This window comes from Mycolicibacterium pallens (assembly GCF_019456675.1).
Lineage (GTDB): Bacteria > Actinomycetota > Actinomycetes > Mycobacteriales > Mycobacteriaceae > Mycobacterium > Mycobacterium crocinum.
Map to the genome: position 1 here is coordinate 4,401,680 of NZ_CP080333.1, position 21,762 is coordinate 4,423,441.

Below are 21,762 nucleotides of genomic sequence, written 5' to 3' on the forward strand. Positions count from 1 at the left end.
GTAGTGGCTCGACCAGTCGTTGAGTGCACAGGTCACCCGCCTGGCGAGCGATGTCAGACAACCGGTTCGATCGGTGTTAGATATTCGCTGTAGTCGCTGATATCCGGCAGTAATCCTTGCAAAGTGAGTTAACTGACTGCCATTTATCTGCACGCCGAACTCCGGATAACCTGAGAATTTCTGAGAGGCTCTTGACGAAGTCAGAATCCGGTCAGCAAACGGCTCAACACGGGCGCCGGGTGGCTTACAGCGCGTGCGCTCCTATGGAGTGACACGGGTAATACCCACCCCGGGTTCGAATTAACCACCGTGCAGAAAGCGTTGTTCACCTGCGCACTGACGAGACCGTCAGCGACCCCGTGCCGCGGGCGCGACAAAGGCCCGGCCGCGCCTTCGGCGCAGACCGGGCCTTCCCGCGAGGGTCTACTTCGACCGCGGCAGGCTCAACACCTGCTGAGCGATGATGTTGCGCTGAATCTCCGACGTACCCCCGGCGATCGTCCCGGAGAAGCTTCGCGCGTGACGCTCGAACCAGCTGGCGAAATAGTGGTCCAGGTTGAGGTGGGCGTACGGCCCGGTGCTGGACGGATGTACCAGACCGTCGGATCCGCTTGCCGTGAGGGCATATTCGGACGCCCGCAGTTCGGCCTCGGAGCCGAACAGCTTGACCACCGACACCGAGGCCACGTCGGTTTCGCCGCGCGCAGCCTTGGCCAGACCGGAGGAACCCATCAGACGCAGCGCCTGGTAATCCATGATCATCGACGCGTACTGGTCTTTCTCCAGCGGCGTCTTCGGCTCGAAGTCGCCGATCATGTTGGCGATGCGGTCGGCGAATCCCAGCCACATCATCGTGCGCTCATGACCCAGCGATCCGTTGGCCACTCCCCAACCGCCGTTGAGCGGACCGACCAGGTTTTCGGCCGGCACCCGCACATCGGTGAAGAAGACCTCGTTGAAGTCCTTGTCGTCGATCCCGCAGATCGATGCGAACGGCCGGCAGACCACCCCGGGCAGGTCGGTCGGGATGAGCAGCACGCTGATCCCTTTGTGCTTGGGCGCATCCGGGTCGGTCCGGACGAACGTCAACAGGAAGTCGGCATCGTGGGCTCCTGAGGTCCACACCTTCTGGCCGTTCACCACGAAGTGGTCGCCGTCGCGGACGGCACGGGTGCGCAGCGACGCCAGGTCCGATCCCGCGCTCGGCTCGCTCATTCCCAGCGACGCCGTCTTCTCGCCCTTGAGCACCGGCACCGCCCACTGGTGCTTCTGCTCCTCGGATCCGAACGAAATCAGCGACGCCGCAATGATGTTCACGCCCTGCGGGTTGAAGCTGTGGTAGATCCTGCGCCGGCACAGCTCTTCGAGATGGACGAACTGCTGCAGGATCGACGCGTTACGGCCGCCGAACTCGGGGGGTTGACCGGGCAGCAGCCAGCCGTTGTCGAACAACAAGCGCTGCCAGCGGCGCGCCCACGCCGGCATGTGTGACACCGACCGGGGCCGCTCCGTGGTCTCGGCCTCGGTCGGCAGGTTCGCGTCGAGGAAGGCACTGAACTCGTCGCGGAAGGATTCGACGTCGGGATCGAATGAAAGTTGCATCTACAGTTCCCTGTACTCGTCGGCGATCACGGCCCGGTGTTCGGCGGCGCCGCCCAGCATGAGCTCGCCGGCCTTGGCGCGCTTGAGTGCGAACTGGACGTCGTTCTCCCATGTGAAGCCCATGGCGCCGAACAGCTGCAAGCCGTGGCGGAAGACCACCGACTGGCAGTCGCCGGCCGCGGCCTTGGCCATTGCCGCGGCCAGCCTGCGGCGCGGGTCGTCGGCACTGATGGTCAGCGCGGCGAAGTACGACAGGGCGCGGGCGCGTTCGATCGCGACGTGCATGTCGACGGCCTTGTGCTGTACGGCCTGGAAGGAGCCGATCGGCACGCCGAACTGGTGGCGATCCCGCACGTGCTGCAGAGCGAGGTCCAGGATCCGCTGGCACGCACCGACCGTCGTGATCGCTATGCCGGTCAGCGCGACGTGGCGGGCCCGCTCAGGGTCGGCGTGTACCCGGTCGTCGTCGGACACCACAACACCGGGGAAGGTCAGGTCGGCGACGTGCATCACCGGGTCGAACACCGGCACCCGGGTGGCCGTGGCGACGGAAGCGTCGACGAGGAACACACCGGCGTCGGTCACCACGGCGAGCTTCTGCGCCCGATCTCCGTCGAGGACGTATCGCGAGGTTCCGGTGAGCACCCAGCCGTCGGCGTCGCGATGAGCGGTGACGCCCGAGTAGACCGCGGTGCCCGCGCACTGCGGGTCGTACCGGTCACCGGCAAGCGGCGCGAACTGGGTGAGGGTGGCCAGGAACGGCGTCGGGTCGGTGGCACGACCGAACTCCTCCAGCACGATCGCCAATTCGACCGCGTTCTCCGGCTCGGCCAGCTCGGTCCAACCCGCTTCCATGTACGACTCCCACAGCGGAGTCGGGTCGACCCCGTCCTCGGCGATCCCGCGGATCAGCGAGGCCGGGCACTGCTTGGCCACCGCGTCGCGCACGGTGTCCTGCCACAACCGCTGATCAGCATCGAATTCCAGTAGCACTCGCTGCCTCCTGCCCGAATGGGAACCCGTTGAATGGAAATCTAATTCTCCATTCATGCGCCATAGGTTCTCCTAAGACGGTATCGCACTCTACCGGCTGATTTGCTTGCTGCCTACGGTCGGTTGAGGCAGAGTGGTAACGAGGTTCTACTCTCAATCGTGAGAACAGTATTCTTGCCGTTGAAGAACTCGGATTTACACGAAGACGGACCACCGGAAGGCGGTTGTGGTGATAGAGCACCGCGACGGGACGACGACTCCCGTCATCGACGCGAGCGTGCACATCTTCTTCGGGTCCACCCCTGAGTTGCGCGGTGTGATGCGGGAACCGTTCAAGAGCCGCGGTTTCCCCGACTACGAGATGGACTGGTACGGCGCACCCGGCGGCGAATACCTCGAGGGAACCCGCGGGCCGGACCGCCAATACCCGGGATCCGATCCGGCCTTCGTCGCCCAGCAGCTGTTCGGCGATCGCGGGGTCGACGTCGCCGTGCTGCATCCGATGGGCCGCGGCATCATGCCCGACCGACACCTGGGCACCGCGATTCTGGCCGCCCACAACGAGATGCTGGTGTCGCGCTGGCTTGACCATCCCGAATTCGGTGAGCGCTTCCGCGGGACGATCCGGGTCAACCCCGACGACATCCGCGGTGCACTGCGCGAAATCGACAAGTACAAGGACCACCCGAGGGTCGTCCAGATCGGGATCCCGCTGCAATCCCGCGAGCTGTATGGCAAGCCGCAGTTCTGGGACCTGTGGCAAGCGGCCGTGGACGCCGGACTGCCGGTGGCCACCCACATCGAGACCGGTGAGGGCATTGCCTATCCGCCGACCCCGTCCGGACACACCCGGACCTACGAGCAGTACCTGGGCTTCATGTCGCTGAACTACATCTACCACCTGATGAACCTCATCGCGGAGGGTGTCTTCGAGCGGTGGCGCGACCTGAAGTTCGTCTTCGCCGACGGCGCCGGCGACATGATGACGCCGTTCATGTGGCGGATGGACTGCTTCGGACGGCCGCACCTGGAGCAGACCCCGTGGGCGCCGAAGATGCCCAGCGACTACCTACCCGGGCACGTTCACTTCATCCACAACAGCCTCGACGGGCCCGGTGACGCCGACTTCGCCGACGAATGGTTGTCCTTCACCGGCAAGGAGGACATGGTCATGTTCGGCTCGAGTTATCCGCACTGGCATTGCGGCGACGTCCTGGCTCTGCCCGCCGCGTGGACCGCCGAACAGCGGGAGAAGGTGTGCTGGCGCAACGCCGCGGCGCTCTACGGCATAGACATCCCGGCCGGCGTCGGAACACACTAAGTCACAGGTGAGCTAAGGAGACCACGATGACTCTGACCCACAGCCAGGAGCGAGTCGCCCCCGCCGAACGCGTCGCGGTCCGGTGCGTCGACTCCGATGTCCACCCGGTGCCCAAGCGCGGGGTGCTCCAGGAGTACATCCCTGAGCCGATCCGCACCAAGTACTTCAAGAACCACCGGGTTGGCGAGACGATCTACTACGACGCACCCGACTATGCGCACGCCTACGCGATGCGGGTGGACACCTTCCCCGATGACGGCGAGTTCGCCTGCAGCGACCCCGATCTCGCGCTCAAACAGGCGGTGATGGAGGCTGGCGCCGACATCTGCATCCTGGAGCCCGCGCATGCACCGTGCCGGATCCCGGAAGCGACCGCTGCCCTGTCGTACGCGCACAACAGCTGGCAGGTCGAGCACTGGCTCGACAGCAGGACCAACTGGCACGAGCGCTGGCGCGGCTCGATCTGTGTGGCTATCGAAGACCCCGAAGGTGGCGCCCGCGAGATCGAGAAGTGGGCCGAACACCCGTATATGGCCCAAGTCATGATCAAGGCGGAACCGCGGCCGTCCTGGGGTGACCCCAAGTACGACCCGATCTGGGCGGCGGCCACCAAGGCCAACAAGCCGGTCAGCTGCCATCTCTCGCGGGGCTTCTACGAGACCCTGCCGATTCCCCCGGTCGGCTTCCCCAGCTACAACCACGATTTCATGGTCAGCTACTCGCTGCTCGCCGCCAACCAGGTGATGAGCATGATCTTCGATGGACTGTTCGACCGCTTCCCCACCCTGCGAATCGTGTTCGTGGAGCACGCTTTCAGCTGGATCCTGCCACTGATGTGGCGGATGGACGCCATCTATGAGGCCCGCAAGTCCTGGCTGGACATCAAGCGCAAGCCGAGCGAGTACGTCAAGGACCACATCAAATTCACCACCCAACCGCTGGACTACCCGGAGGACAAGACCGAACTGCTGCGGGCCTTCGAGTGGATGGAATGCGAGAAGATCCTGCTGTTTTCGTCCGATTACCCGCACTGGACCTATGACGACCCGCGCTGGCTGGTGAAGCACCTTCCCGAGCACGCGCGGGAAGCGGTGATGTTCCGCAACGGCATCGAGACGTACGGCCTGCCGGACACCGTCCCGGCCCTCGAGGGTCAGACGCGGGTGTTCTGAGCACATGGCAGAACAGAAGCAGCCCCGCCTGGCGCAGGGCCGAGAGCACGTGGTCGCAACGGTGGACGAAATCCCGCCCGGCACACACAAATTGGTGCCGATCGGCCGCCACGGTGTCGGCGTGTACAACGTCAACGGCACGTTCTACGCCATCGCCAACTACTGCCCACACGAGGGCGGCCCACTCTGTTCGGGACGCCCGCGTGGCCGCAACATCGTCGATGAGAGCGTGCCCGGCGACGCCGTGATGGTCCGCGACCTGGAGTACATCTATTGCCCCTGGCACCAGTGGGGTTTCGAGCTGGCGACCGGAACCACGGCGGTCAAGCCGGAGTGGAGTATCCGCACCTACCCGGTACGCGTGGTGGGCGACGACGTTCTGGTGATGGCATGAGCGACGCTTGCGGAGCGAATCAACAGCGGACATGCGGCACCCGAGCCTGCGAGGGGGCCGCATGAGCACCCCGACGACGACCGGTCCGCAGTTGCGCGATGGCGAGCAGGTCCTGGAGATCAACGGCGGCAACGTCGTCTACGAAATCCTCGGCGAAACAGGCGATTTCATCGCCCTGACGCCGGGCGGACGGTACAGCAAGGACATCGAGGGCCTGCGTCCGCTGGCCGAGGAATTGGTCAAGGGCGGCTACCGCGTGCTGCTGTGGGACCGACCCAACTGCGGGAAATCCGACCTGCAGTTCTACGGGCAGAGTGAATCCCACATGCGCGCCGAGACCTTGCACGGGCTGATCACCGGGCTGGGCATCGGGCCGTGCATCATCGCCGGCGGCTCGGGCGGCGCCCGGGATTCGATCCTGACGACAATCCTCTACCCCGAGATCGCCACCAAACTGGTGACGTGGAATATCGTCGGCGGCGTTTACGGCAGCTTCGTGCTGGGCTCCTACTACCTGGTGCCGAGCATTCTCGCGGTGCGCGGTCTCGGAATCAAAGGCCTTCTGCACGTTGACGAATGGAAGGAGCGCATCGCCGAGAACCCGGCCAACAAGGACCGGATCCTGGCGATGGATCCCGACGAGTTTCTCCGCGTCATGCTGCGCTGGCTCAATGCGTTCGTGCCCAAACCCGGTCAGGCGATCCCCGGTGTCGACGACGAGTTCTTCGGCGACATCAAGGTGCCCACGCTCATCATCCGCGGCGGGGAAAACGACTGGGACCACCCCAAGCGGACCTCACTCGAGGTGAACTGCCTCATCAAGGGCTCGACGCTGATCGACCCGCCGTGGCCCGAGGACGCCTGGGAGCGAGCCGGCGAGGACCGGGCATCCGGAAAGGTCAAGCACTTCAACATGTTCGACACCTGGGTGCAGGCGGCCCCGGCCATCCTGGACTTCCTCGGCCGATGAGCATCCGGCTGAACTCAGACCAGATGGATGTGGACCTCAGAGTTGGTGGAGGCCTCCAGAGCGGTGTGCACCCGGCTCTCGGGGATGCGCGCCATGTCGGCCTTGCTCAACGTGACGTGAAGGATGTCGTACCCGTCGTCACCTTCCGTGCGGACGATCTCGCCGCGCAGGCCGAAGCCGGCCAGCACACCGTGGGCGTCTTCGTCGGTGCCGCGGCTGACGTAGGTCACCACACCAATCACCGGCTCGGTGCCGAACGCCTTGGCGCACAAGGTGACTCCGATGCGGGTGAGCTCGTCGACCGCGGTGTTGCTAATCAGCAGTTCGGCTTCGCGGCGGCCACGCGGCATCGCGGCCAGGTTGTTGTCCACCACGGTCACGCCGCCGTCGTCGGCCAGCGCGCGCAGCGTCGCCACGCCCTCGGTGAGCTGCGCCGGGGTCAGCTCACCGGACGGGTCGACATCGACACGCACCACCGCCGTTCTCATGTGCGTCAGCCTAGCGACCACGTGCCGGGTACCCGAATCAGAAGAGGTGACCGATGAATGCGACCGCCCCCGCGGGCACGGCCCTGACCGCCGCCACCGCCCCGGGCTGCACCCCCCGGTTGTTGCGCTTGCCGGCGACGGTGGAGACCTACAGCGCGTACGCGACCGCAGGTGGATACGCGCCGCTGGACAATGCGGAGACCCTGCTCGCCGACGTGGAGAGCTCCGGCTTGCTCGGCCGCGGCGGTGCCGCCTTCCCACTCGCGGTCAAGTTGCGGACGGTCCGTGCGGCGCACCTTCGCGGCCACGACACCGTGGTCCTGGCCAACGGCGAGGAAGGCGAACCCGCATCGGTCAAGGACCGCTGGTTGCTCCGCCACCGTCCGCATTTAGTGATCGACGGTGTACGCCTGGCCGCCCGGTTGGTCGGTGCTCAGCGGGCCTTCGTGTACGTCTCGGACCTGGATGCGGCGCGTGCCGTCGACACCGCGCTGAGCGAGGTCGGTTTCGATACCCTTGGCGGCCTACAGATTTCGATCGTCACGGTGGACCCCGGGTACGTAGCCGGGGAAGAGACCGCCGCGGTGCGGGCGGTCAACGGCGGACCGGCCAAGCCCACCGACAAGCCGCCGCGGCCGTTCCAGCACGGCGTCGCCGGGCACCCGACCCTGGTGAGCAATGTCGAGACCTTGGCGAATCTGCCGTATCTGCAGCGCAATGGAGCCGCGGCGTTCCGCTCGGCCGGCACCGCGGGGTCGCCGGGCACCTTCCTGATGACGATCACCGGCGCGGGCCGGCCACCGGCCCTCTACGAGGTGCCGCACGGTATGCCGTTCACGGATCTGCTCGACCTGCACGGTGTTTCGCCGGATTCGGTACAGGGTGTGCTGATGGGCGGGTACTTCGCGGGCCTGCTGAACCGCGACGTGCTGGGGACCACGCTGGACCACGAGACGTTCCGGGAATTGGGTTGCGGCCTGGGGTGCGGCGCGGTCGCGATTCTGACCGACGACTGCCCGGTGGCGGTGGCGGCGTCCGTGCTGGCCTACTTTGATCGCGAGAACGCCGGACAGTGCGGGTCGTGCTTCAACGGCACGGCGGCAATGGCCGCGGCCGCGGGTGCCTTGCGCGACGGTGCCGCGACCGCCGAAGACGTCGCTCGTCTGGAGCGGTGGTCGGTCGTGCTTCGCGGCCGGGGTGCCTGCGCCACCCTCGACGGGGCGGCCAATGTGGCGAGCAGCCTGCTCAAGCACTTCCCCGCGATCGTCGAACAGCATCTCGCCGGCGCCTGTGATCCGTGCGGGGCGGGTCGATTCAGTGCCCAGCGACCCTACGAAGTGGAGGCGGTGACGCAGACGTGAGCGGCGAGATGCGAATTCGGTTGGACCGGACGCTCTGTGACGGATTCGGCGTCTGCGCCAAGCACGCGCCGAAGCACTTCTCCCTCGACGACTGGGGCTATGCGTCGCTGATCGGTGACGGCACAGTGAGCGAGGCCGACCGTGACGACGTCTTGCGCGCCCTGTTCGACTGCCCGGTGCACGCGATCATCGAGATGAGCGACAACGAATTCGACGGCGAGGCGCGGCCGGTGACCACACCGGCGACCGACGATTCGCCGGTCTTCGAGGCCCGCTGGGGCTTCGCCCAGTGACCCGCGCTCCCCTGCCCCAGGTCACCGACGAGAACGAGTTCTTCTGGACCTCCGGCGCCGACGGCACGCTGCGCATCCAGGGATGCCAGAGCTGCAACTCGCTGATCCACCCGCCGCAACCGGTATGCCGGTACTGCGGAAGCCACGACCTGAAGGCCCGGCCGGTCAGCGGTAGGGCGGTGCTGTCGGCGTTCACGGTCAACGAGCGCTTCAGCATTCCGGGTCTACCCGCGCCGTACGTGGTGGCCCAGGTGGCGATCGTCGAGGATCCCCGAGTTCGGTTGACCACCAACATCATCGACGCCGACCCTGCCGATCTGGAACAGGGCCAGCTCGTGGAGGTCGTCTTCGAAGAGAACGACGACGTCTATCTGCCGCTGTTCCGTCCGGTGAGTCCCAGAGAGATCGCCGAACAACCCGCCGACGAGATCGCCCCGCAGGACTTCGCGCGACACATCCGCCCGCCGCTGACCGCGACCAAGTTCGAAGAGCGGTCGGCGATCACCGGGATCGGCGCATCGCGGCTCGGCCGCCGGTTGATGGTCAACCCGCTGTCGTTGACCATCGAGGCCTGCGAAGCGGCCGTGGCCGATGCCGGCCTGACGTTCGCCGACATCGACGGGATGTCCACCTACCCCGGCTTGGACATCGCAGGAATGGGCGAAGGTGGCGTCACAGCCTTGGAGGGCGCACTGGGGTTGCGACCCACCTGGATCAACGGCGGGATGGACACTTTCGGGCCGGGCGGCTCGATCATCGCGGCGATGATGGCCGTCGCCACCGGGATGGCCCGGCACGTGTTGTGCTTCCGCACCCTGTGGGAGTCGACGTTCCAGGAGCTGCTCAAGCAGGGCAAGATGGCCCCGCCCGGCGGTGCGCGCACCAGCAGCTGGCAGATGCCGTTCGGCGCCACCTCGGCCGCACACACGTTGGCGCTCAACGCCCAGCGGCACTTCGCCCGGTACGGCACCACCCGCGAGACACTGGGCTGGATCGCGATCAACCAGCGGGCCAACGCCGCGCTGAACCCGACCGCCATCTACCGCGACCCGATGACGATGGACGACTATCTGTCGGCACGGCCGATCACCACGCCGTTCGGGCTGTACGACTGCGACGTGCCCTGTGACGGCGCGGTCGCGGTGATCGTCTCCGCGGTGGAGGCCGCGAGGGACATGCCCAAGCCCCCGGTGTTGTTCGAGGCGGTCGGCACCCAGATCGTGGAACGCACCGACTGGGACCAGACCACACTGACTCACGAGCCGCAGGTGCTGGGTCAGTCGGCGCATCTGTGGACGCGAACCTCGCTGCGGCCTAAGGACGTCGACGTCGCTGAGCTGTACGACGGGTTCACCTTCAACTGCCTGTCGTGGCTCGAGGCGCTCGGATTCTGCGGGATCGGCGAGGCAAAGGACTTCCTGGACGGCGGCACCAACATCGCCCGCGATGGGCTGCTGCCGCTGAACACCCACGGCGGTCAGCTCTCCCATGGCCGCACCCATGGCATGGGACTGATCCACGAAGCCGTCAGCCAGCTGCGTGGTGAAGCCGGCGACCGGCAGGTCGACGGCGCCAAGGTCGCCGTGGCCAGTAGCGGCGGACTGACACCGAGTGGGGTGCTGCTCATGCGGGTCGACAGATGACGGCTCCCGTGCGCCGGATGGTCCCCGTCGACGGGATCCCGATGTCGGGTCTGTTCGCCGAGGCGGCCGATCCGCGGGGAGTGATCATCGCGCTGCACGGCGGCGCGTCGTCGGCGGCCTACTTCGACTGCCCCAACCACCCGGAGCTGTCCTTCCTACGCGCATGCGCCGCAGCGGGTTTCAGCGCGGTGGCACTCGACCGGCCGGGTTACGGGGCGTCGGCGCCGTACTCGGATGCGATGTGGGAGCCGCAGCGCCGGGTCGATCTGGCCTACGGCGCCGCCGACGCCATGCTCGGCAAGCGGGAGCGCGGAGCCGGACTGTTCATCCTGGCGCATTCCAACGGCTGCGAACTCGCGCTGCGGATGGCCGTCGCCGAACGCGGACGAGATCTGTTGGGCCTCGAGCTGGCCGGCACCGGATTGCGCCAATACCCGGCCGCCAGAGCCATTCTCAAGCAGGCCACTCCGACTCACCGGCCGGCGGGCCTGCGTGAGCTGATCTGGGCACCTGAAGAGCTCTACCCCGACGACGTCATCAACGCCGTCGGATCCGGCGGCGCCCCACCGCAAGAGGCTGAGATATCGGCCAACTGGGCCGGGCGTGATTTTCCGGCACTTGCCGGCGGCGTCACCGCGCCTGTTCGCTTCACCGCGGCCGAGCACGAGCGGGTGTGGGATTCGACGCCCGAGGCATTGGCCGATATCGCCGCGGCGTTCGCCAAGTCGCCGCGCGTGGAAATCCACCACCAGAACAACGCCGGCCACAATCTGAGCCTGAGTTTGGCTGCCGCGCAATATCACTCGAGTGTTTTGTCCTTCGTCGAGCAATGCATCACCGCTGATGTGAACAGAGAGGCTGGCTAATGCGAGTCGGATTCATCGGACTGGGCAGCCAGGGCGGCCCCATGGCACGACGGATCGTCGAAGGCGGCTATCCGCTCACACTGTGGGCGCGGCGCGAGGCATCGGTGGAACCGTTCGCGGACACCGCGGCCACGGTGGCCGCCTCGCCGCGGGAACTGGCGGAGGGCAGCGACCTCGTGTGCCTGTGTGTGGTCGGTGATGCCGACGTGCTCGAAGTGGCCACCGGCGAGGACGGTGTGCTGTCCGGGCTGCAGCCCGGTGGCATCATCGCGGTGCACGCCACCGTGCATCCGGACACCTGCCGCCAGCTGGCCGAACAGGCCGCCGCCCAGGGTGTCTCGGTGATCGATGCACCGGTCAGCGGCGGCGGACCGGCCGCCGAAGAAGGAAAGCTTCTGGTGATGGTCGGCGGTGACGAGGCCGTCGTGGAGAAGGTCCGTCCGGTGTTCGCCACATACGCCGACCCGATCGTGCACCTGGGTGATGTCGGTTCCGGGCAGGTCACCAAGCTGCTGAACAACCTGTTGTTCACCGCGAACATCGCGACCGCCAAGACCGCCCTGGATCTCGGTGCGGCACTGGGGATTGCGCCGGAGAACCTGTCCGAGGTGATCACCCGCGGGTCGGCCAACAGTTTCGCGCTGGGCAGCGTCGCCCGCTTCGGCGGCAGCCTCGACATTCTCAAGCAGGTCGCTGCGGGACTGCTGCACAAGGACGTCAGCCTGATCGCGGGCATTGCCGATAAGGCCGGCGCTCAACCCGGCGCGGTGCTCGACGCCGCTGACGCCGCCCTGAGGTTGATGGACAACCCACGGTGAAAGTCGGCTTCATCGGCGCGGGCCGAATGGGCGCACCGATGGTGCGCCGACTGGCCGACGCCGGACATGAAGTCACCGCACTGGGGCGAACCCCCGAAAAGCTCGCTGCAGCAGAGGAATTGGGCGCAACTGCGGTCGAGACGCCAGCCGAACTGGCCCGCGACGCCGACGCGGTGATCGTCTGCGTGTTCACCGACGAGCAGGTGCGCCAGATCGTGCTGACCGACGATCTGCTGGGTGCCATGCGGCCCGACTCGACGCTGATCCTGCACACGACGGGCAACCCGCGCACCGCCGAGACGATCGCCGCGAAGGCGGCCGACGCGGGCATCAGCGTGCTCGACGCACCGGTGAGCGGCGGACCGCATGACATCGCCGCCGGCACCGTGACGGTGTTCGTCGGCGGCGACGACGACGCGCTGACGCAGGCCCGTCCGCTGCTGTCCAGTTATGCCAACCCGGTGCTGCACGTCGGGCCGACCGGCTCCGGTCAACGAGTCAAGCTCGTCAACAACACGTTGTTCGCCGCGCAGATCGGCATCGTGGCCGAAGCCGTCGACCTGGGCCGTCGCCTCGGTGTCGACGAAGCCACCCTGCTGAGCGCGCTCCCCCACGGCAGCGGAACCAGCCGGGCATTGGACTCGATCGCCCGCGTTGGGTCGGCAGCCGGATTCATCGGCGCCGTCGGCGAATTCATCGGCAAAGACGTGGCCGTCGTCCGCGCCACGGCAGCCGATCTGGACACCGACCTGGGGCTGCTCGGCGACGTCGTCAACGCCGCCCTCTCGAGCGCGAAAGATTAGGTGATTTAGCCATTTTCCGCTCTCCCGTCCGCCCCACTGTTAGCGTTACAATCAACCAACCTTCCGTAACGCTTATAGCCCAGCACTCGCCTCGGAGGAGAACGCAATGACTCAGGCCGAACTCGTCTTCGATCCGTTCTCGCAGGAGTACTTCGAGAATCCGTTCGACATCTACGAGCGCATGCGGGCAGAGGCTCCGCTGTACTACGACGCGAAAGAGGATTTCTACGCGATCTCCCGCCACGAGGACGTCGCGGCGGCGTTGAAGGACCACGAGAGCTTCTCGTCGACCCGCGGCTGCGACCTGGCCATGGTGAAGAGCGACGAGCCGCCGCAGAAATCGATCATCTTCATGGATCCGCCCGAGCACCGGCACATGCGCAGCCTGCTGAACAAGGCCTTCACCCCGCGCGCGGTGCAGTCCCAGCGCGAGGTGGTCATCGAACTGGTCGACAAATACCTGGCCGCGGCGAACCCGGACAAGTTCGACGTGGTCCAGGACTTCTCGGGGCCGTTCCCGGTCGAGGTCATCACCCGAATGGCCGGCGTTCCGGAGGAATACCGCCAGCAGGTCCGGCACTGGATCGACACCAGCCTGTCCCGCGAACCCGGGCAGATCGGCACCAGCGAAGCCGGCATGCAGGCCAATATCGACACCGCCATCTACTACTACGGGCTGGTGCAGGAACGGCGGGAGAACCCGCAGGACGACATGATCAGCCGCCTGATCGCCGCCGAGATCCCCGACGACGACGGCAATCTGCGCCGTCTCGATGACATCGAGATCTGTGGTTTTGCAACGCTTCTCGGTGGTGCCGGCGCCGAGACCGTGACGAAGCTGATGGGCACCGCCGCGGTCAACTTCGCCCGCTTCCCCGAGCAGTGGCAGAAGCTGCTCGACGACCGCAGCAAGATCCCGGCCGCGGTCGAGGAACTGCTGCGGTATGAAGGCCCGGTGCAGTACAACGTGCGCTACACGCTGCGCGACACCGAAGTACCCAGCGGGAAGATCCCGGCAGGTAAGCCGGTGTTCCTCCTTCTGGCGTCAGCGAATCGGGACTCGGCCGCGTTCACCGACGCCGACACCTTCGACATCGACCGCGATCGCACCGAAGCCCAGAACCTGGGTCTGGGCTACGGCATCCACAGCTGCCTCGGCGCCGCCCTGGCCCGCATGGAGAGCGCGATCGCCCTGGAGAAGTTGCTCGACTTCATGCCGCGTTATGAGGTTCAGTGGGACGGCTTGCGGCGGGTACAGATGCAGAATGTGGCCGGCTTTTCCCATGTACCGGTGAAGGTGCTGCGATGACGAAGAAGATTGAAGTGGACTTCGGCCTGTGTGAGGCCAACGCGATCTGCATGGGGATCATCCCCGAGGTGTTCCAGGTCGACGACCAGGATTATCTGCACGTCCTCACCGACGAGGTGACCCCGGAGAACGAGGCGCAGGTCCGCGACGCGGTGCGCCAGTGCCCGCGGCAGGCCATCTCCATCAAGGAGTAGCAGGCCGCAAAGCTGCGTCTCAGCCGGCCGGGACCAGGTCGGCGCCGATCGGCGGGCAGGTCATCGCACCGCTGCGGAAGGTCTCAGTCGCCGCGACTGCCACATCGTCGATGGCGGCGGCGGCCAGTGCCTGTGCCTTGAACACGCGTGCCGCCGAGCTCAGCCGGTGCTCGACCGAGTCGACATTGCGGTCGAGATCGCTCGGCTGGGCGTCACCCCACAGCGCGACCTCGGTCATGCCGTAATCCAGCGCGCGCAGGACACCTTCGCGGACCCGGGCGTCGGCGTCGACCAGATCGGCGGCCACCGCCAGTGCCTGCGGGTGCGGCTGATCGTCACCGGCCGCGATCATCGACTCGAAGTCGGAGGTCTGGGCGCCCAGGATCGTCAGCGGGCGGGTGTCGCCCGGCTGTGGGAGCAGCACGTTGACGTCCCAGCCCGCCATCACCCGATCGAAGATCCAACCGCCGGCGTGCTGCACCGCCTCGGCGACGCTGGGCGCGACGATGTCGAGCCGGTATCTCATGATCCGGCGGCCGGCATCAGCTGGCTCGCCAGCGACCTGGAGTACTCCCGGAACACATCGATCAGCGGTATCGACGGGTCGAGTAGCCATGAGGTCTCCATTCCGTTCACAAATGCCAGGATTTCCACGGCCTTCCGGGCCGGGTTCACGTCTGTTCGATATCGGCCGTCGGCCTGACCGCTGCGGATCCGGTCGGCAATGATGTCGACCGCCTGCCGATAGCGGTCCACCAGCCGGTCGTGCAGCGGGGCATCCGGTGCGATGTTCTCCACCATCAGCACCGCGAAGGTGCCGACGAGCTGGGGTGAGCGGTCGAACCGGTCGGCGGCGTTGGCGATGCCCTCGACCAGATCGCCGGTCAGATAGTCGGCGTGTTCGCTGTCGTCGGCATCGCGGGCGTCGAGCACTGCGTGCAGCAGTTGCTCCTTGGATTCGAAGTGGTGCAGCAGCCCTGCCGCGGTGACACCGGCCTCCTTGGCGATCTGCGCGAGGGTGGTGTTACGCCAGCCGTTGCGGGCCAGCAGCCGCTGCGCGACATCGAGAATGCGCTGCTTACGATCCTCGCCCTTGGCGAGAAGAGTGGCGTAGGGGCGGTGATGAGCGCTTGCGCGAAGAGCCGACGTATCGGGCGTTGTCACCGCACTCCCTTCCGCCAGACCAACCTAGTGAACACACAGTAGGTTGGTTTGGACCGATGTGACAAGGGTCTCAGCGGAAAAAGTTTGAAGTGATCGGATCGCTTATTCGCGGGTTCCAGATCGAGGTGTCGACGGGCTGCTACAGCCCCAGCGACTTGGCGATGATCACCTTCATCACCTCGCTGGTTCCGGCGTAGATCCGAGCCACGCGAGCATCGGTGTACAGCCGGGCGATCGGATACTCCATCATGTAGCCGTAGCCGCCGAAGAGCTGCAGGCAGCGATCGATCACCCGCTGCTGCATCTCGGTGCAGAACAGCTTGACCCGTGCCGCATCGGCGCCGCTGAGCTCACCCTCGACGTGCAGGCTCACTGCCCGGTCGAGCATGGCCTGGGCGGCCTCCACCTCCGTCGAGCAGGCAGCGAGTTCGAACTTGGTGTTCTGAAATGAGGCGACGGGCGTGCCGAACGCCTTGCGGCTCTGCGTGTAGTCGATGGCCGCGGCGATCGCCGAGCGGGCCTGGGCGACGGAACCGACCGCGACGGTGAGCCGTTCCTGCGCGAGGTTGTGCCCCAGGTAGCTGAAGGCCTGGCCCTCCTCCCCCAGCACGTTGGCGGCAGGCACCCGCACGTCGACGAACGACAGCTCCGCGGTGTCCTGCACCTTGCAGCCCATCTTCTCGAGTTCCCGGCCGCGGGTGAAGCCCGGCATCCCGTCCTCGACGACCAGCAGAGTCAGTCCTGCGCGACGGTTGTCGGGATCGGTGGAGGTGCGCGCCACCACGACCACCAGATCGGCCTGCATGCCACCGGTGATGAAAGTCTTTGCGCCGTTGACGATGTAGTCGTCACCGTCGCGCACCGCGGTCGTGCGCACCCCCGCCAGATCCGAGCCGGTGCCCGGCTCGGTCATCGCGACCGCGGTCAGCAGTGTCCCGGCCGCGAGCCCCGGGAACCAGCGGGCGCGCTGTTCGTCGTTCGCGTAGTGCAGGAAGTACGGCAGGATCACCTCGAGCTGGGTGCGCACCGTCGACAGCGTCACCAGGGCGCGGGCCGCCTCTTCCTGCAGCACCACGTTGTAGCGGTAGTCGTCCTGCCCGCCACCGCCGTACTCCTCGGGCAGGGTGATCCCCATGATCCCGGTTTCGCCCAGTTTGGCGAACGTCTCGCGCGGCATCCGGCCCGCCTTCTCCCACTGCGGGTAGGCGGGCACGACCTCCTTCTCGATGAAGTCGCGAGCGAGTTCGCGGAATGCCTCGTGATCTTCGGTGAACAGATCGCGGCGCATCACACGCCGATCAGCTCGACGACGGTGGCGTTGGCGGTGCCGCCGCCCTCACACATCGTCTGCAGTCCGTAACGAATTCCGTTGTCGCGCATGTGGTACAGCATGCGGGTCATGAGCACCGCCCCCGAGCCTCCCAGGGGGTGGCCCAGCGCGATCGCGCCACCGAGCGGGTTCAGCCGATCGGCCTTGGCACCCAGATCGGCCTGCCAGGCCATCGGCACCGGTGCGAACGCCTCGTTGACCTCGAAGACGCCGATGTCGTCGATGCCGAGGCCGGTCTTGGCCAGCACCTTCTCGGTTGCCGGAATCGGGCCCGTCAGCATCATCACCGGGTTGGCGCCGGCAACGGCACCGGCGACATACCGCGCCAATGGCCGCCATCCTTGTGCCGCAGCGTATTCCGCGGTGGTCACCAGCAGCGCGGCGGCGCCGTCGGAGATCTGCGAGGAGTTGCCCGCGTGGATGACACCGTCCTCGGTGAACGCCGGCTTGAGGGCGGCCAGCTTCTCGACGGTAGTGCCGCGGCGGATGCCCTCGTCGGCGCTGACCACACCGCCCTCGGTGGTGATGGGGACGATCTGATCGTCGAACGCCCCGCGATCCTGTGCGGCCGCGGCGAGTTCGTGACTGCGCGCGGAGAACTCGTCGAGGGCGGTGCGCGAGAATCCCCACTTCTCGGCGATCATCTCCGCCGAGATGCCCTGATTGAACGAGAAGTCGTCGTAACGCGCGAGCACTTTGGGGCCGTAGGGCATTCCGGTCGCGCGCGCCGACCCGAGCGGAACCCGGCTCATCACCTCGACACCGCCGGCTACCACCACGTCCTGCTGGCCGGACATCACCGCCTGCGCGGCGAAATCCAGTGCCTGCTGGCTGGATCCGCAGGCCCGGTTCACGGTGGTTCCCGGAATGGATTCCGGCCAGCCGGCGGCGAGCACGGAGAACCGGCCGATATTGCTCGATTGATCACCGACTTGGGACACGCAGCCCCACACCACGTCGTCGACCGTCGCCGGGTCCAGGCCGGTGCGCTCGGCGAGCGCATTCAACACCAATCCCGACAGGTCGGCAGCGTGCATGCCGGACAGTCCGCCGTTTCGCTTGCCGACCGGAGTGCGCACCGCCTCGACGATCACCGTTTCCCGCATGGCTGCTCCTGCTCCTTAGTTCTGAAATCTGTTCATGCGACGGCACCCTGCTCGCGCAGGATGCCGATCTCGTTGTCCGACAAGCCCAATTCGGCCAGCAGCGCATCGGTGTGCTCACCGAGACCGGGCACCGGACCCATCGGCTGCTCATAGTCCTCGATGATCGGCGGCGGCAGGATGGCCTGGATCGGGCCGGCTGTGGTCTGCACGGTCCGCCAGCGGTCCCGATCGGACAACTGCGGGTGAGCCAGCACCTCGCTGGGCAGATTGTAGCGGGCATTACCGATGCCCGCAGCGTCGGCGGTCTTCTGGATATGCGCGAGATCGTGCCGGGCACACCAGCTTTGGATGGCCTCGTTGAGTTCTTCGCGGTGGCTGCAGCGATCGGAGTTGGTGGCGTACCGCGGGTCGTCGGCCAGGTCGGGCCGCTCGATGATGTCGCGCGCGAGCCGTTGCCACTCGCGATCGTTGGTGGTGCCGAGCACCACCGTCTGATTGTCGGCGGTCGAGAAGGAGCCGTACGGCGCGACCGCCGGGGAGTTCATTCCCAGCGGCTGCTGGTCGATTCCGGAATGCTGAGCGTAGGTCAGCGGATAGCCCATCAGGTCCATCATGGTGTCGAACAGGCTGACGTTCACCGCCGCGCCGCGCCGCTCCCGGCTGTCGCGGGATAGCAACAGCGCCATGATCGACAACGCCGAGTACAGCCCGGTGGAGATGTCGGCGATCGGTGGGCCCGGCTTGGCCGGCATGCCCGGATAGCCGGTGACCGCGCAGGATCCGGACTCCGACTGCGCCAACAAGTCGTAGGCGCGCTTGTTCGACAGCGGGCCGCCCGTCCCGTAACCGTCGATCTCGACGGCGATCACGTCTGGGTGCCGTTCGCGCAGCTGGTCGGGTGAAATACCCAGTCGCGCAGTTGATCCCGGTGCGAGATTGGACACCAGAGCGTCGGCGCGATCGAGCAACCGGTGCAGGATCTCCAGCCCCTGCGCCGATTTGAGGTCCAGTGCGATCGATTCCTTGTTGCGGTTGGCCCACACGAAATGCGCCGCGAGGCCACCCGGGCCGTTGACGACGTCGTCGTAATGGCGGGCGAAGTCGCCGCCGGCCGGGTTCTCGACCTTGATCACTCGGGCGCCGAAGTCGGCCAGGACGCGCGTGCACATCGGTGCCGCGACGGCCTGCTCCAACGCCACGACAGTGATACCGGCCAGCGGTGCTGCCGGTCCTTGCGCAGAAGTCATCAGATCACCATACGGTCGGCCACAGCGCGAGCCACTAGTAGCTCTTGGGCAGGCCGAGCACGTTCGCGCCGAGGAAGTTCAGAATCATCTCCTGGCTGACCGGCGCGATCTTCATCAGGCGCGACTCCCGGAAGAAGCGGGAGATGTGGTACTCCTCGGAATAGCCCATGCCGCCGTGGGTCTGCAGCGCACGGTCGGCCGCTGCGAACCCGGCATCCGCGCACAGGTACTTGGCCATATTGGCTTCCCGTCCGCACGACTTGCCGTTGTCGTAGAGCCAGGTCGCCTTGCGCAGGATCAGTTCGGCGGCGTCGAGGCGCGCCAGCGAGTCCGCCAGCGGGAACTGGATGCCCTGGTTCATCCCGATCGGCCGGTCGAACACCACCCGCTCGTTGGCATACTTGACCGCTCGGTCCAGCGCCACCCGGCCGATGCCCAGGGCCTCGGCGGCGATCAGCATCCGCTCCGGGTTGAGTCCGTGCAGGATGTACGAGAAGCCCTTGCCCTCTTCGCCGATGCGGTCGGACACCGGGATCCGCAGATCGTCGATGAACACCTCGTTGGAGCTGACGGCGTTGCGCCCCATCTTCTTGATGGGCCGGATGTCGACGTGGTCGCGGTCGATGTCGGTGAGAAACAGGGAAAGACCATCGGTCGGCTTGGCCGCCTCTTCGCGGGGAGTGGTCCGGGTCAGCAGCAGGATCTTCTCGGACTCCAGCGCCTTGGAGATCCACACCTTGCGGCCGTTGACGACGTAATGGTCACCGTCCCGCTTGGCGAATGTCGTGATGCGCGAGGTATCAAGTCCGGCACCGGGTTCGGTGACACCGAAGCAGACGTGCAGGTCGCCGTTGACAATCCGCGGCAGCGTGGCGGCCTTCATCTCATCGGATCCGAACACCACCACCGGCTGCATGCCAAAGATCGACATGTGGATGGAACTCGCGGCGTTCATGCCGCCACCGGAGCGGGCGACCTCCTCGGCCAGGATGGTCGCCTCGGTGATGCCGAGGCCGTGGCCGCCGTACTCCTCGGGGATGGTCATGCCGAGCCAGCCGCCACCGGCGATGGCGTCGTAGAACTCTTGGGGGAATTCGTGCCCCTGGTCCTTTTCCATCCAGTAGTGGTCGTCGAAGCGTGATGCCAGCTCGCGCACCGACTTCCGGATCAGTTCCTGATCTTCGGTCAGTTCGAAGCTCATACCTGAAGACACACCCACACTCCTCTACTCAAAATCAGTACACAGCCAAAGGCACCGGTGCGATGTGGACCGTGCGCACCGGCGCCTTGTGGCTGTCGCGGACTTGTTCAGTCCTTATTGCCGGACAGCTCCTTGGCATTCGCTGCGAAGTCGGCGAAGTTGGCGCCGGTCTTCTCCTTCTTCGACAGCGCCTGGATGGAGACGTCGTGTCCTTCGGCTGCCTTGCGCAGCGCGCCGATCGTGGCCTGCTCCTTGGAGATATGCGTGAACGGGTCCCAGTGGTACCAGCGCATCGCGTTCTCGTAGGTCATCTTGTTGATCTCGTCGTCGGGCACATTGTGCTCGCGCAGGACCTCGTCGAGTTGTTCGGGGGCGCCGGGCCACATCGAATCGGAGTGGGGGTAGTCGGCTTCCCAGCAGATGTTGTCGATGCCGACGTCGTTGCGCAGTTGCACCCCGACGTGATCGGAGATGAAACAGGTCAGGAAGTGATCGCGGAACACCTCTGATGGTTTCTTGCCCTTGAAGTCCTGCCCGGTCCAGGTCGAGTGCATCTCGAAGGTGCGATCGGCACGCTCGAGGAAATACGGGATCCAGCCGGTGCCGCCCTCACTCAAAGCGATCTTGAGGTCGGGGTATTCCTTGATCGGGCGTGACCACAACAGGTCGGCGGCAGCTTGGACGATGTTCATCGGCTGCAGGGTGATCATCACGTCCATCGGCGCGTCCGGGGCGGTGATCGCCAGCCGTCCCGAGGAACCGATATGGACGTTGAGCACGGTGTCGGTGTCGACCAGCGCGTCCCACATCGGCTTCCAGTGCTCGAAGTCGTGGAAACTGGGATAGCCCATGGCGGCCGGGTTTTCGGTGAACGTCAGCGAGTGCACGCCGCGGGCGGCGTTGCGCCGGATCTCCGCGGCGCAGGCCACCGGGTCCCAGATCACCGGCAGCGTCATCGGAATGAACCGCGCCGGATAGGCCCCGCACCATTCCTCGACATGCCAGTCGTTGTAGGCCTGCACCAACGCCAGCGAGAACTCCGGGTCCTCGGTGGCGAACAACCGGCCGGCGAAACCGGGGAACGACGGGAAACACATCGACCCCAGGATGCCCCCGGCGTTCATATCCTTCACACGTTCATCGACGTTGTAGCAGCCCGGCCGGATCTCATCGAGACCCTGCGGCTCCAACCCGTACTCCTCCTTCGGCCGACCAGCGACAGCATTCAACGCAACATTCGGGATGACCACGTCCCGGAACTGCCAGCAGTCCGACCCATCAGGGTTGTGCACCAGCCGAGGAGCCTCGTCGATGTACTTCCTCGACAAGTGGTTTTTGAACATATCGGGCGGCTCGACAATGTGGTCGTCGACGCTGATCAGGATCATGTCCTCTTTACGCATGGCAGTACCTCTCGTCGCAGACCTCTCTAATGAAAACTAGCTTCTCATTCCGCGAGAATCAACATCCGGTAATCGCCTTACCGG

22 protein-coding genes are annotated in these 21,762 nt (G+C 66.0%); 12 read left to right on the forward strand and 10 right to left on the reverse strand.

The window, feature by feature from the left end; all coding sequences use genetic code 11:
• Window positions 1–423: 423 nt before the first annotated feature.
• Both K0O64_RS21445 and K0O64_RS21450 read right to left on the reverse strand, forming a co-directional pair.
• Window positions 424–1,602, reverse strand: coding sequence for an acyl-CoA dehydrogenase family protein (locus K0O64_RS21445; RefSeq protein ID WP_071942564.1), 1,179 nt, complete (start codon window positions 1,600–1,602; stop codon window positions 424–426).
• Complete coding sequence (locus tag K0O64_RS21450) at window positions 1,603–2,595, reverse strand: acyl-CoA dehydrogenase family protein (RefSeq protein ID WP_220045743.1); 993 nt, start codon at window positions 2,593–2,595, stop codon at window positions 1,603–1,605. It lies immediately after the preceding gene.
• Between the two features lie 229 nt (window positions 2,596–2,824).
• Here K0O64_RS21450 and K0O64_RS21455 point away from each other — a divergent pair, with 229 nt between their 5' ends.
• The 4 genes from K0O64_RS21455 (at window position 2,825) to K0O64_RS21470 (ending at window position 6,452) form a co-directional block, all read left to right on the forward strand.
• Window positions 2,825–3,916, forward strand: a complete 1,092-nt coding sequence (locus K0O64_RS21455; RefSeq protein ID WP_220045744.1) for an amidohydrolase family protein — start codon at window positions 2,825–2,827, stop codon at window positions 3,914–3,916.
• A gap of 26 nt (window positions 3,917–3,942) precedes the next feature.
• Entirely contained in the window at window positions 3,943–5,088 is a 1,146-nt protein-coding gene (locus tag K0O64_RS21460) for an amidohydrolase family protein (RefSeq protein WP_220045745.1), read from the forward strand.
• A gap of 4 nt (window positions 5,089–5,092) precedes the next feature.
• A complete protein-coding gene (locus tag K0O64_RS21465) occupies window positions 5,093–5,482 on the forward strand; it encodes a Rieske (2Fe-2S) protein (protein ID WP_071942558.1) in 390 nt (129 codons plus the stop codon).
• 61 nt (window positions 5,483–5,543) lie between these two features.
• The gene (locus K0O64_RS21470; RefSeq protein ID WP_071942556.1) at window positions 5,544–6,452 is read left to right on the forward strand and encodes an alpha/beta fold hydrolase; all 909 of its coding nucleotides are present in this window, start codon (window positions 5,544–5,546) and stop codon (window positions 6,450–6,452) included.
• Window positions 6,453–6,466: 14 nt separating this feature from the next.
• Here K0O64_RS21470 and K0O64_RS21475 read toward each other — a convergent pair whose 3' ends face one another.
• Window positions 6,467–6,940, reverse strand: a complete 474-nt coding sequence (locus tag K0O64_RS21475) for a hypothetical protein (RefSeq protein ID WP_071942554.1) — start codon at window positions 6,938–6,940, stop codon at window positions 6,467–6,469.
• Window positions 6,941–6,993: 53 nt separating this feature from the next.
• On the opposite strand from K0O64_RS21475, the gene K0O64_RS21480 reads away from it, so the two are divergent.
• The 8 genes from K0O64_RS21480 to K0O64_RS21515 all read left to right on the forward strand — a co-directional run bounded on the left by K0O64_RS21480 (window position 6,994) and on the right by K0O64_RS21515 (window position 14,227).
• Window positions 6,994–8,301, forward strand: a complete 1,308-nt coding sequence (locus K0O64_RS21480) for an NADH-ubiquinone oxidoreductase-F iron-sulfur binding region domain-containing protein (RefSeq protein WP_071942552.1) — start codon at window positions 6,994–6,996, stop codon at window positions 8,299–8,301.
• Window positions 8,302–8,309: 8 nt separating this feature from the next.
• Entirely contained in the window at window positions 8,310–8,594 is a 285-nt protein-coding gene (locus K0O64_RS21485; protein ID WP_071949666.1) for a ferredoxin, read from the forward strand.
• Window positions 8,591–10,237: a thiolase C-terminal domain-containing protein gene (locus tag K0O64_RS21490; protein WP_071942550.1), complete on the forward strand. Its 1,647-nt coding sequence runs from the start codon at window positions 8,591–8,593 to the stop codon at window positions 10,235–10,237. The genes K0O64_RS21485 and K0O64_RS21490 overlap by 4 nt, the downstream gene beginning before the upstream one ends.
• On the forward strand, window positions 10,234–11,103 hold the full coding sequence (locus K0O64_RS21495; RefSeq protein WP_071942548.1) for an alpha/beta hydrolase: 870 nt from the start codon (window positions 10,234–10,236) through the stop codon (window positions 11,101–11,103). The genes K0O64_RS21490 and K0O64_RS21495 overlap by 4 nt, the downstream gene beginning before the upstream one ends.
• Window positions 11,103–11,921: an NAD(P)-dependent oxidoreductase gene (locus tag K0O64_RS21500; protein ID WP_071942546.1), complete on the forward strand. Its 819-nt coding sequence runs from the start codon at window positions 11,103–11,105 to the stop codon at window positions 11,919–11,921. Before K0O64_RS21495 ends, K0O64_RS21500 begins: the two co-directional genes overlap by 1 nt.
• On the forward strand, window positions 11,918–12,724 hold the full coding sequence (locus tag K0O64_RS21505) for an NAD(P)-dependent oxidoreductase (RefSeq protein WP_071942544.1): 807 nt from the start codon (window positions 11,918–11,920) through the stop codon (window positions 12,722–12,724). Before K0O64_RS21500 ends, K0O64_RS21505 begins: the two co-directional genes overlap by 4 nt.
• A gap of 106 nt (window positions 12,725–12,830) precedes the next feature.
• Entirely contained in the window at window positions 12,831–14,033 is a 1,203-nt protein-coding gene (locus K0O64_RS21510; protein WP_071942542.1) for a cytochrome P450, read from the forward strand.
• Entirely contained in the window at window positions 14,030–14,227 is a 198-nt protein-coding gene (locus K0O64_RS21515; protein ID WP_071942540.1) for a ferredoxin, read from the forward strand. The genes K0O64_RS21510 and K0O64_RS21515 overlap by 4 nt, the downstream gene beginning before the upstream one ends.
• A gap of 19 nt (window positions 14,228–14,246) precedes the next feature.
• On the opposite strand, the gene K0O64_RS21520 is transcribed toward K0O64_RS21515, so the two are convergent.
• The 7 genes from K0O64_RS21520 to K0O64_RS21550 form a co-directional block, all read right to left on the reverse strand.
• Window positions 14,247–14,753: a hypothetical protein gene (locus K0O64_RS21520; protein ID WP_071942538.1), complete on the reverse strand. Its 507-nt coding sequence runs from the start codon at window positions 14,751–14,753 to the stop codon at window positions 14,247–14,249.
• Window positions 14,750–15,391 (reverse strand): TetR/AcrR family transcriptional regulator, encoded by a 642-nt coding sequence (locus K0O64_RS21525; RefSeq protein ID WP_071942536.1) that lies wholly within the window; start codon window positions 15,389–15,391, stop codon window positions 14,750–14,752. Before K0O64_RS21525 ends, K0O64_RS21520 begins: the two co-directional genes overlap by 4 nt.
• A gap of 139 nt (window positions 15,392–15,530) precedes the next feature.
• A complete protein-coding gene (locus K0O64_RS21530) occupies window positions 15,531–16,679 on the reverse strand; it encodes an acyl-CoA dehydrogenase family protein (RefSeq protein WP_071949665.1) in 1,149 nt (382 codons plus the stop codon).
• Window positions 16,679–17,827, reverse strand: a complete 1,149-nt coding sequence (locus K0O64_RS21535; RefSeq protein ID WP_071942534.1) for a thiolase family protein — start codon at window positions 17,825–17,827, stop codon at window positions 16,679–16,681. Before K0O64_RS21535 ends, K0O64_RS21530 begins: the two co-directional genes overlap by 1 nt.
• Before the next feature lie 32 nt (window positions 17,828–17,859).
• Window positions 17,860–19,074, reverse strand: a complete 1,215-nt coding sequence (locus K0O64_RS21540) for a CaiB/BaiF CoA transferase family protein (protein WP_071942532.1) — start codon at window positions 19,072–19,074, stop codon at window positions 17,860–17,862.
• Window positions 19,075–19,108: 34 nt separating this feature from the next.
• Window positions 19,109–20,275 carry an acyl-CoA dehydrogenase family protein gene (locus K0O64_RS21545; protein WP_071942530.1) on the reverse strand — a complete coding sequence of 389 codons (1,167 nt, stop codon included), beginning with the start codon at window positions 20,273–20,275 and terminating at the stop codon, window positions 19,109–19,111.
• Between the two features lie 107 nt (window positions 20,276–20,382).
• Complete coding sequence (locus tag K0O64_RS21550) at window positions 20,383–21,678, reverse strand: amidohydrolase family protein (RefSeq protein ID WP_071942528.1); 1,296 nt, start codon at window positions 21,676–21,678, stop codon at window positions 20,383–20,385.
• Between the last annotated feature and the right edge of the window lie 84 nt (window positions 21,679–21,762).

What these genes read in the sequence shown, in the direction of transcription:
- K0O64_RS21445 (WP_071942564.1), bottom strand. Translation starts at nt 1,602, where the DNA reads ATGCAACTTTCATTCGATCCCGACGTCGAATCCTTCCGCGACGAGTTC.
- K0O64_RS21460 (WP_220045745.1), top strand. Translation starts at nt 3,943, where the DNA reads ATGACTCTGACCCACAGCCAGGAGCGAGTCGCCCCCGCCGAACGCGTC.
- K0O64_RS21465 (WP_071942558.1), top strand. Translation starts at nt 5,093, where the DNA reads ATGGCAGAACAGAAGCAGCCCCGCCTGGCGCAGGGCCGAGAGCACGTG.
- K0O64_RS21470 (WP_071942556.1), top strand. Translation starts at nt 5,544, where the DNA reads ATGAGCACCCCGACGACGACCGGTCCGCAGTTGCGCGATGGCGAGCAG.
- K0O64_RS21475 (WP_071942554.1), bottom strand. Translation starts at nt 6,940, where the DNA reads ATGAGAACGGCGGTGGTGCGTGTCGATGTCGACCCGTCCGGTGAGCTG.
- K0O64_RS21480 (WP_071942552.1), top strand. Translation starts at nt 6,994, where the DNA reads ATGAATGCGACCGCCCCCGCGGGCACGGCCCTGACCGCCGCCACCGCC.
- K0O64_RS21485 (WP_071949666.1), top strand. Translation starts at nt 8,310, where the DNA reads ATGCGAATTCGGTTGGACCGGACGCTCTGTGACGGATTCGGCGTCTGC.
- K0O64_RS21495 (WP_071942548.1), top strand. Translation starts at nt 10,234, where the DNA reads ATGACGGCTCCCGTGCGCCGGATGGTCCCCGTCGACGGGATCCCGATG.
- K0O64_RS21500 (WP_071942546.1), top strand. Translation starts at nt 11,103, where the DNA reads ATGCGAGTCGGATTCATCGGACTGGGCAGCCAGGGCGGCCCCATGGCA.
- K0O64_RS21510 (WP_071942542.1), top strand. Translation starts at nt 12,831, where the DNA reads ATGACTCAGGCCGAACTCGTCTTCGATCCGTTCTCGCAGGAGTACTTC.
- K0O64_RS21515 (WP_071942540.1), top strand. Translation starts at nt 14,030, where the DNA reads ATGACGAAGAAGATTGAAGTGGACTTCGGCCTGTGTGAGGCCAACGCG.
- K0O64_RS21520 (WP_071942538.1), bottom strand. Translation starts at nt 14,753, where the DNA reads ATGAGATACCGGCTCGACATCGTCGCGCCCAGCGTCGCCGAGGCGGTG.
- K0O64_RS21530 (WP_071949665.1), bottom strand. Translation starts at nt 16,679, where the DNA reads ATGCGCCGCGATCTGTTCACCGAAGATCACGAGGCATTCCGCGAACTC.
- K0O64_RS21535 (WP_071942534.1), bottom strand. Translation starts at nt 17,827, where the DNA reads ATGCGGGAAACGGTGATCGTCGAGGCGGTGCGCACTCCGGTCGGCAAG.
- K0O64_RS21540 (WP_071942532.1), bottom strand. Translation starts at nt 19,074, where the DNA reads ATGACTTCTGCGCAAGGACCGGCAGCACCGCTGGCCGGTATCACTGTC.
- K0O64_RS21545 (WP_071942530.1), bottom strand. Translation starts at nt 20,275, where the DNA reads ATGAGCTTCGAACTGACCGAAGATCAGGAACTGATCCGGAAGTCGGTG.
- K0O64_RS21550 (WP_071942528.1), bottom strand. Translation starts at nt 21,678, where the DNA reads ATGCGTAAAGAGGACATGATCCTGATCAGCGTCGACGACCACATTGTC.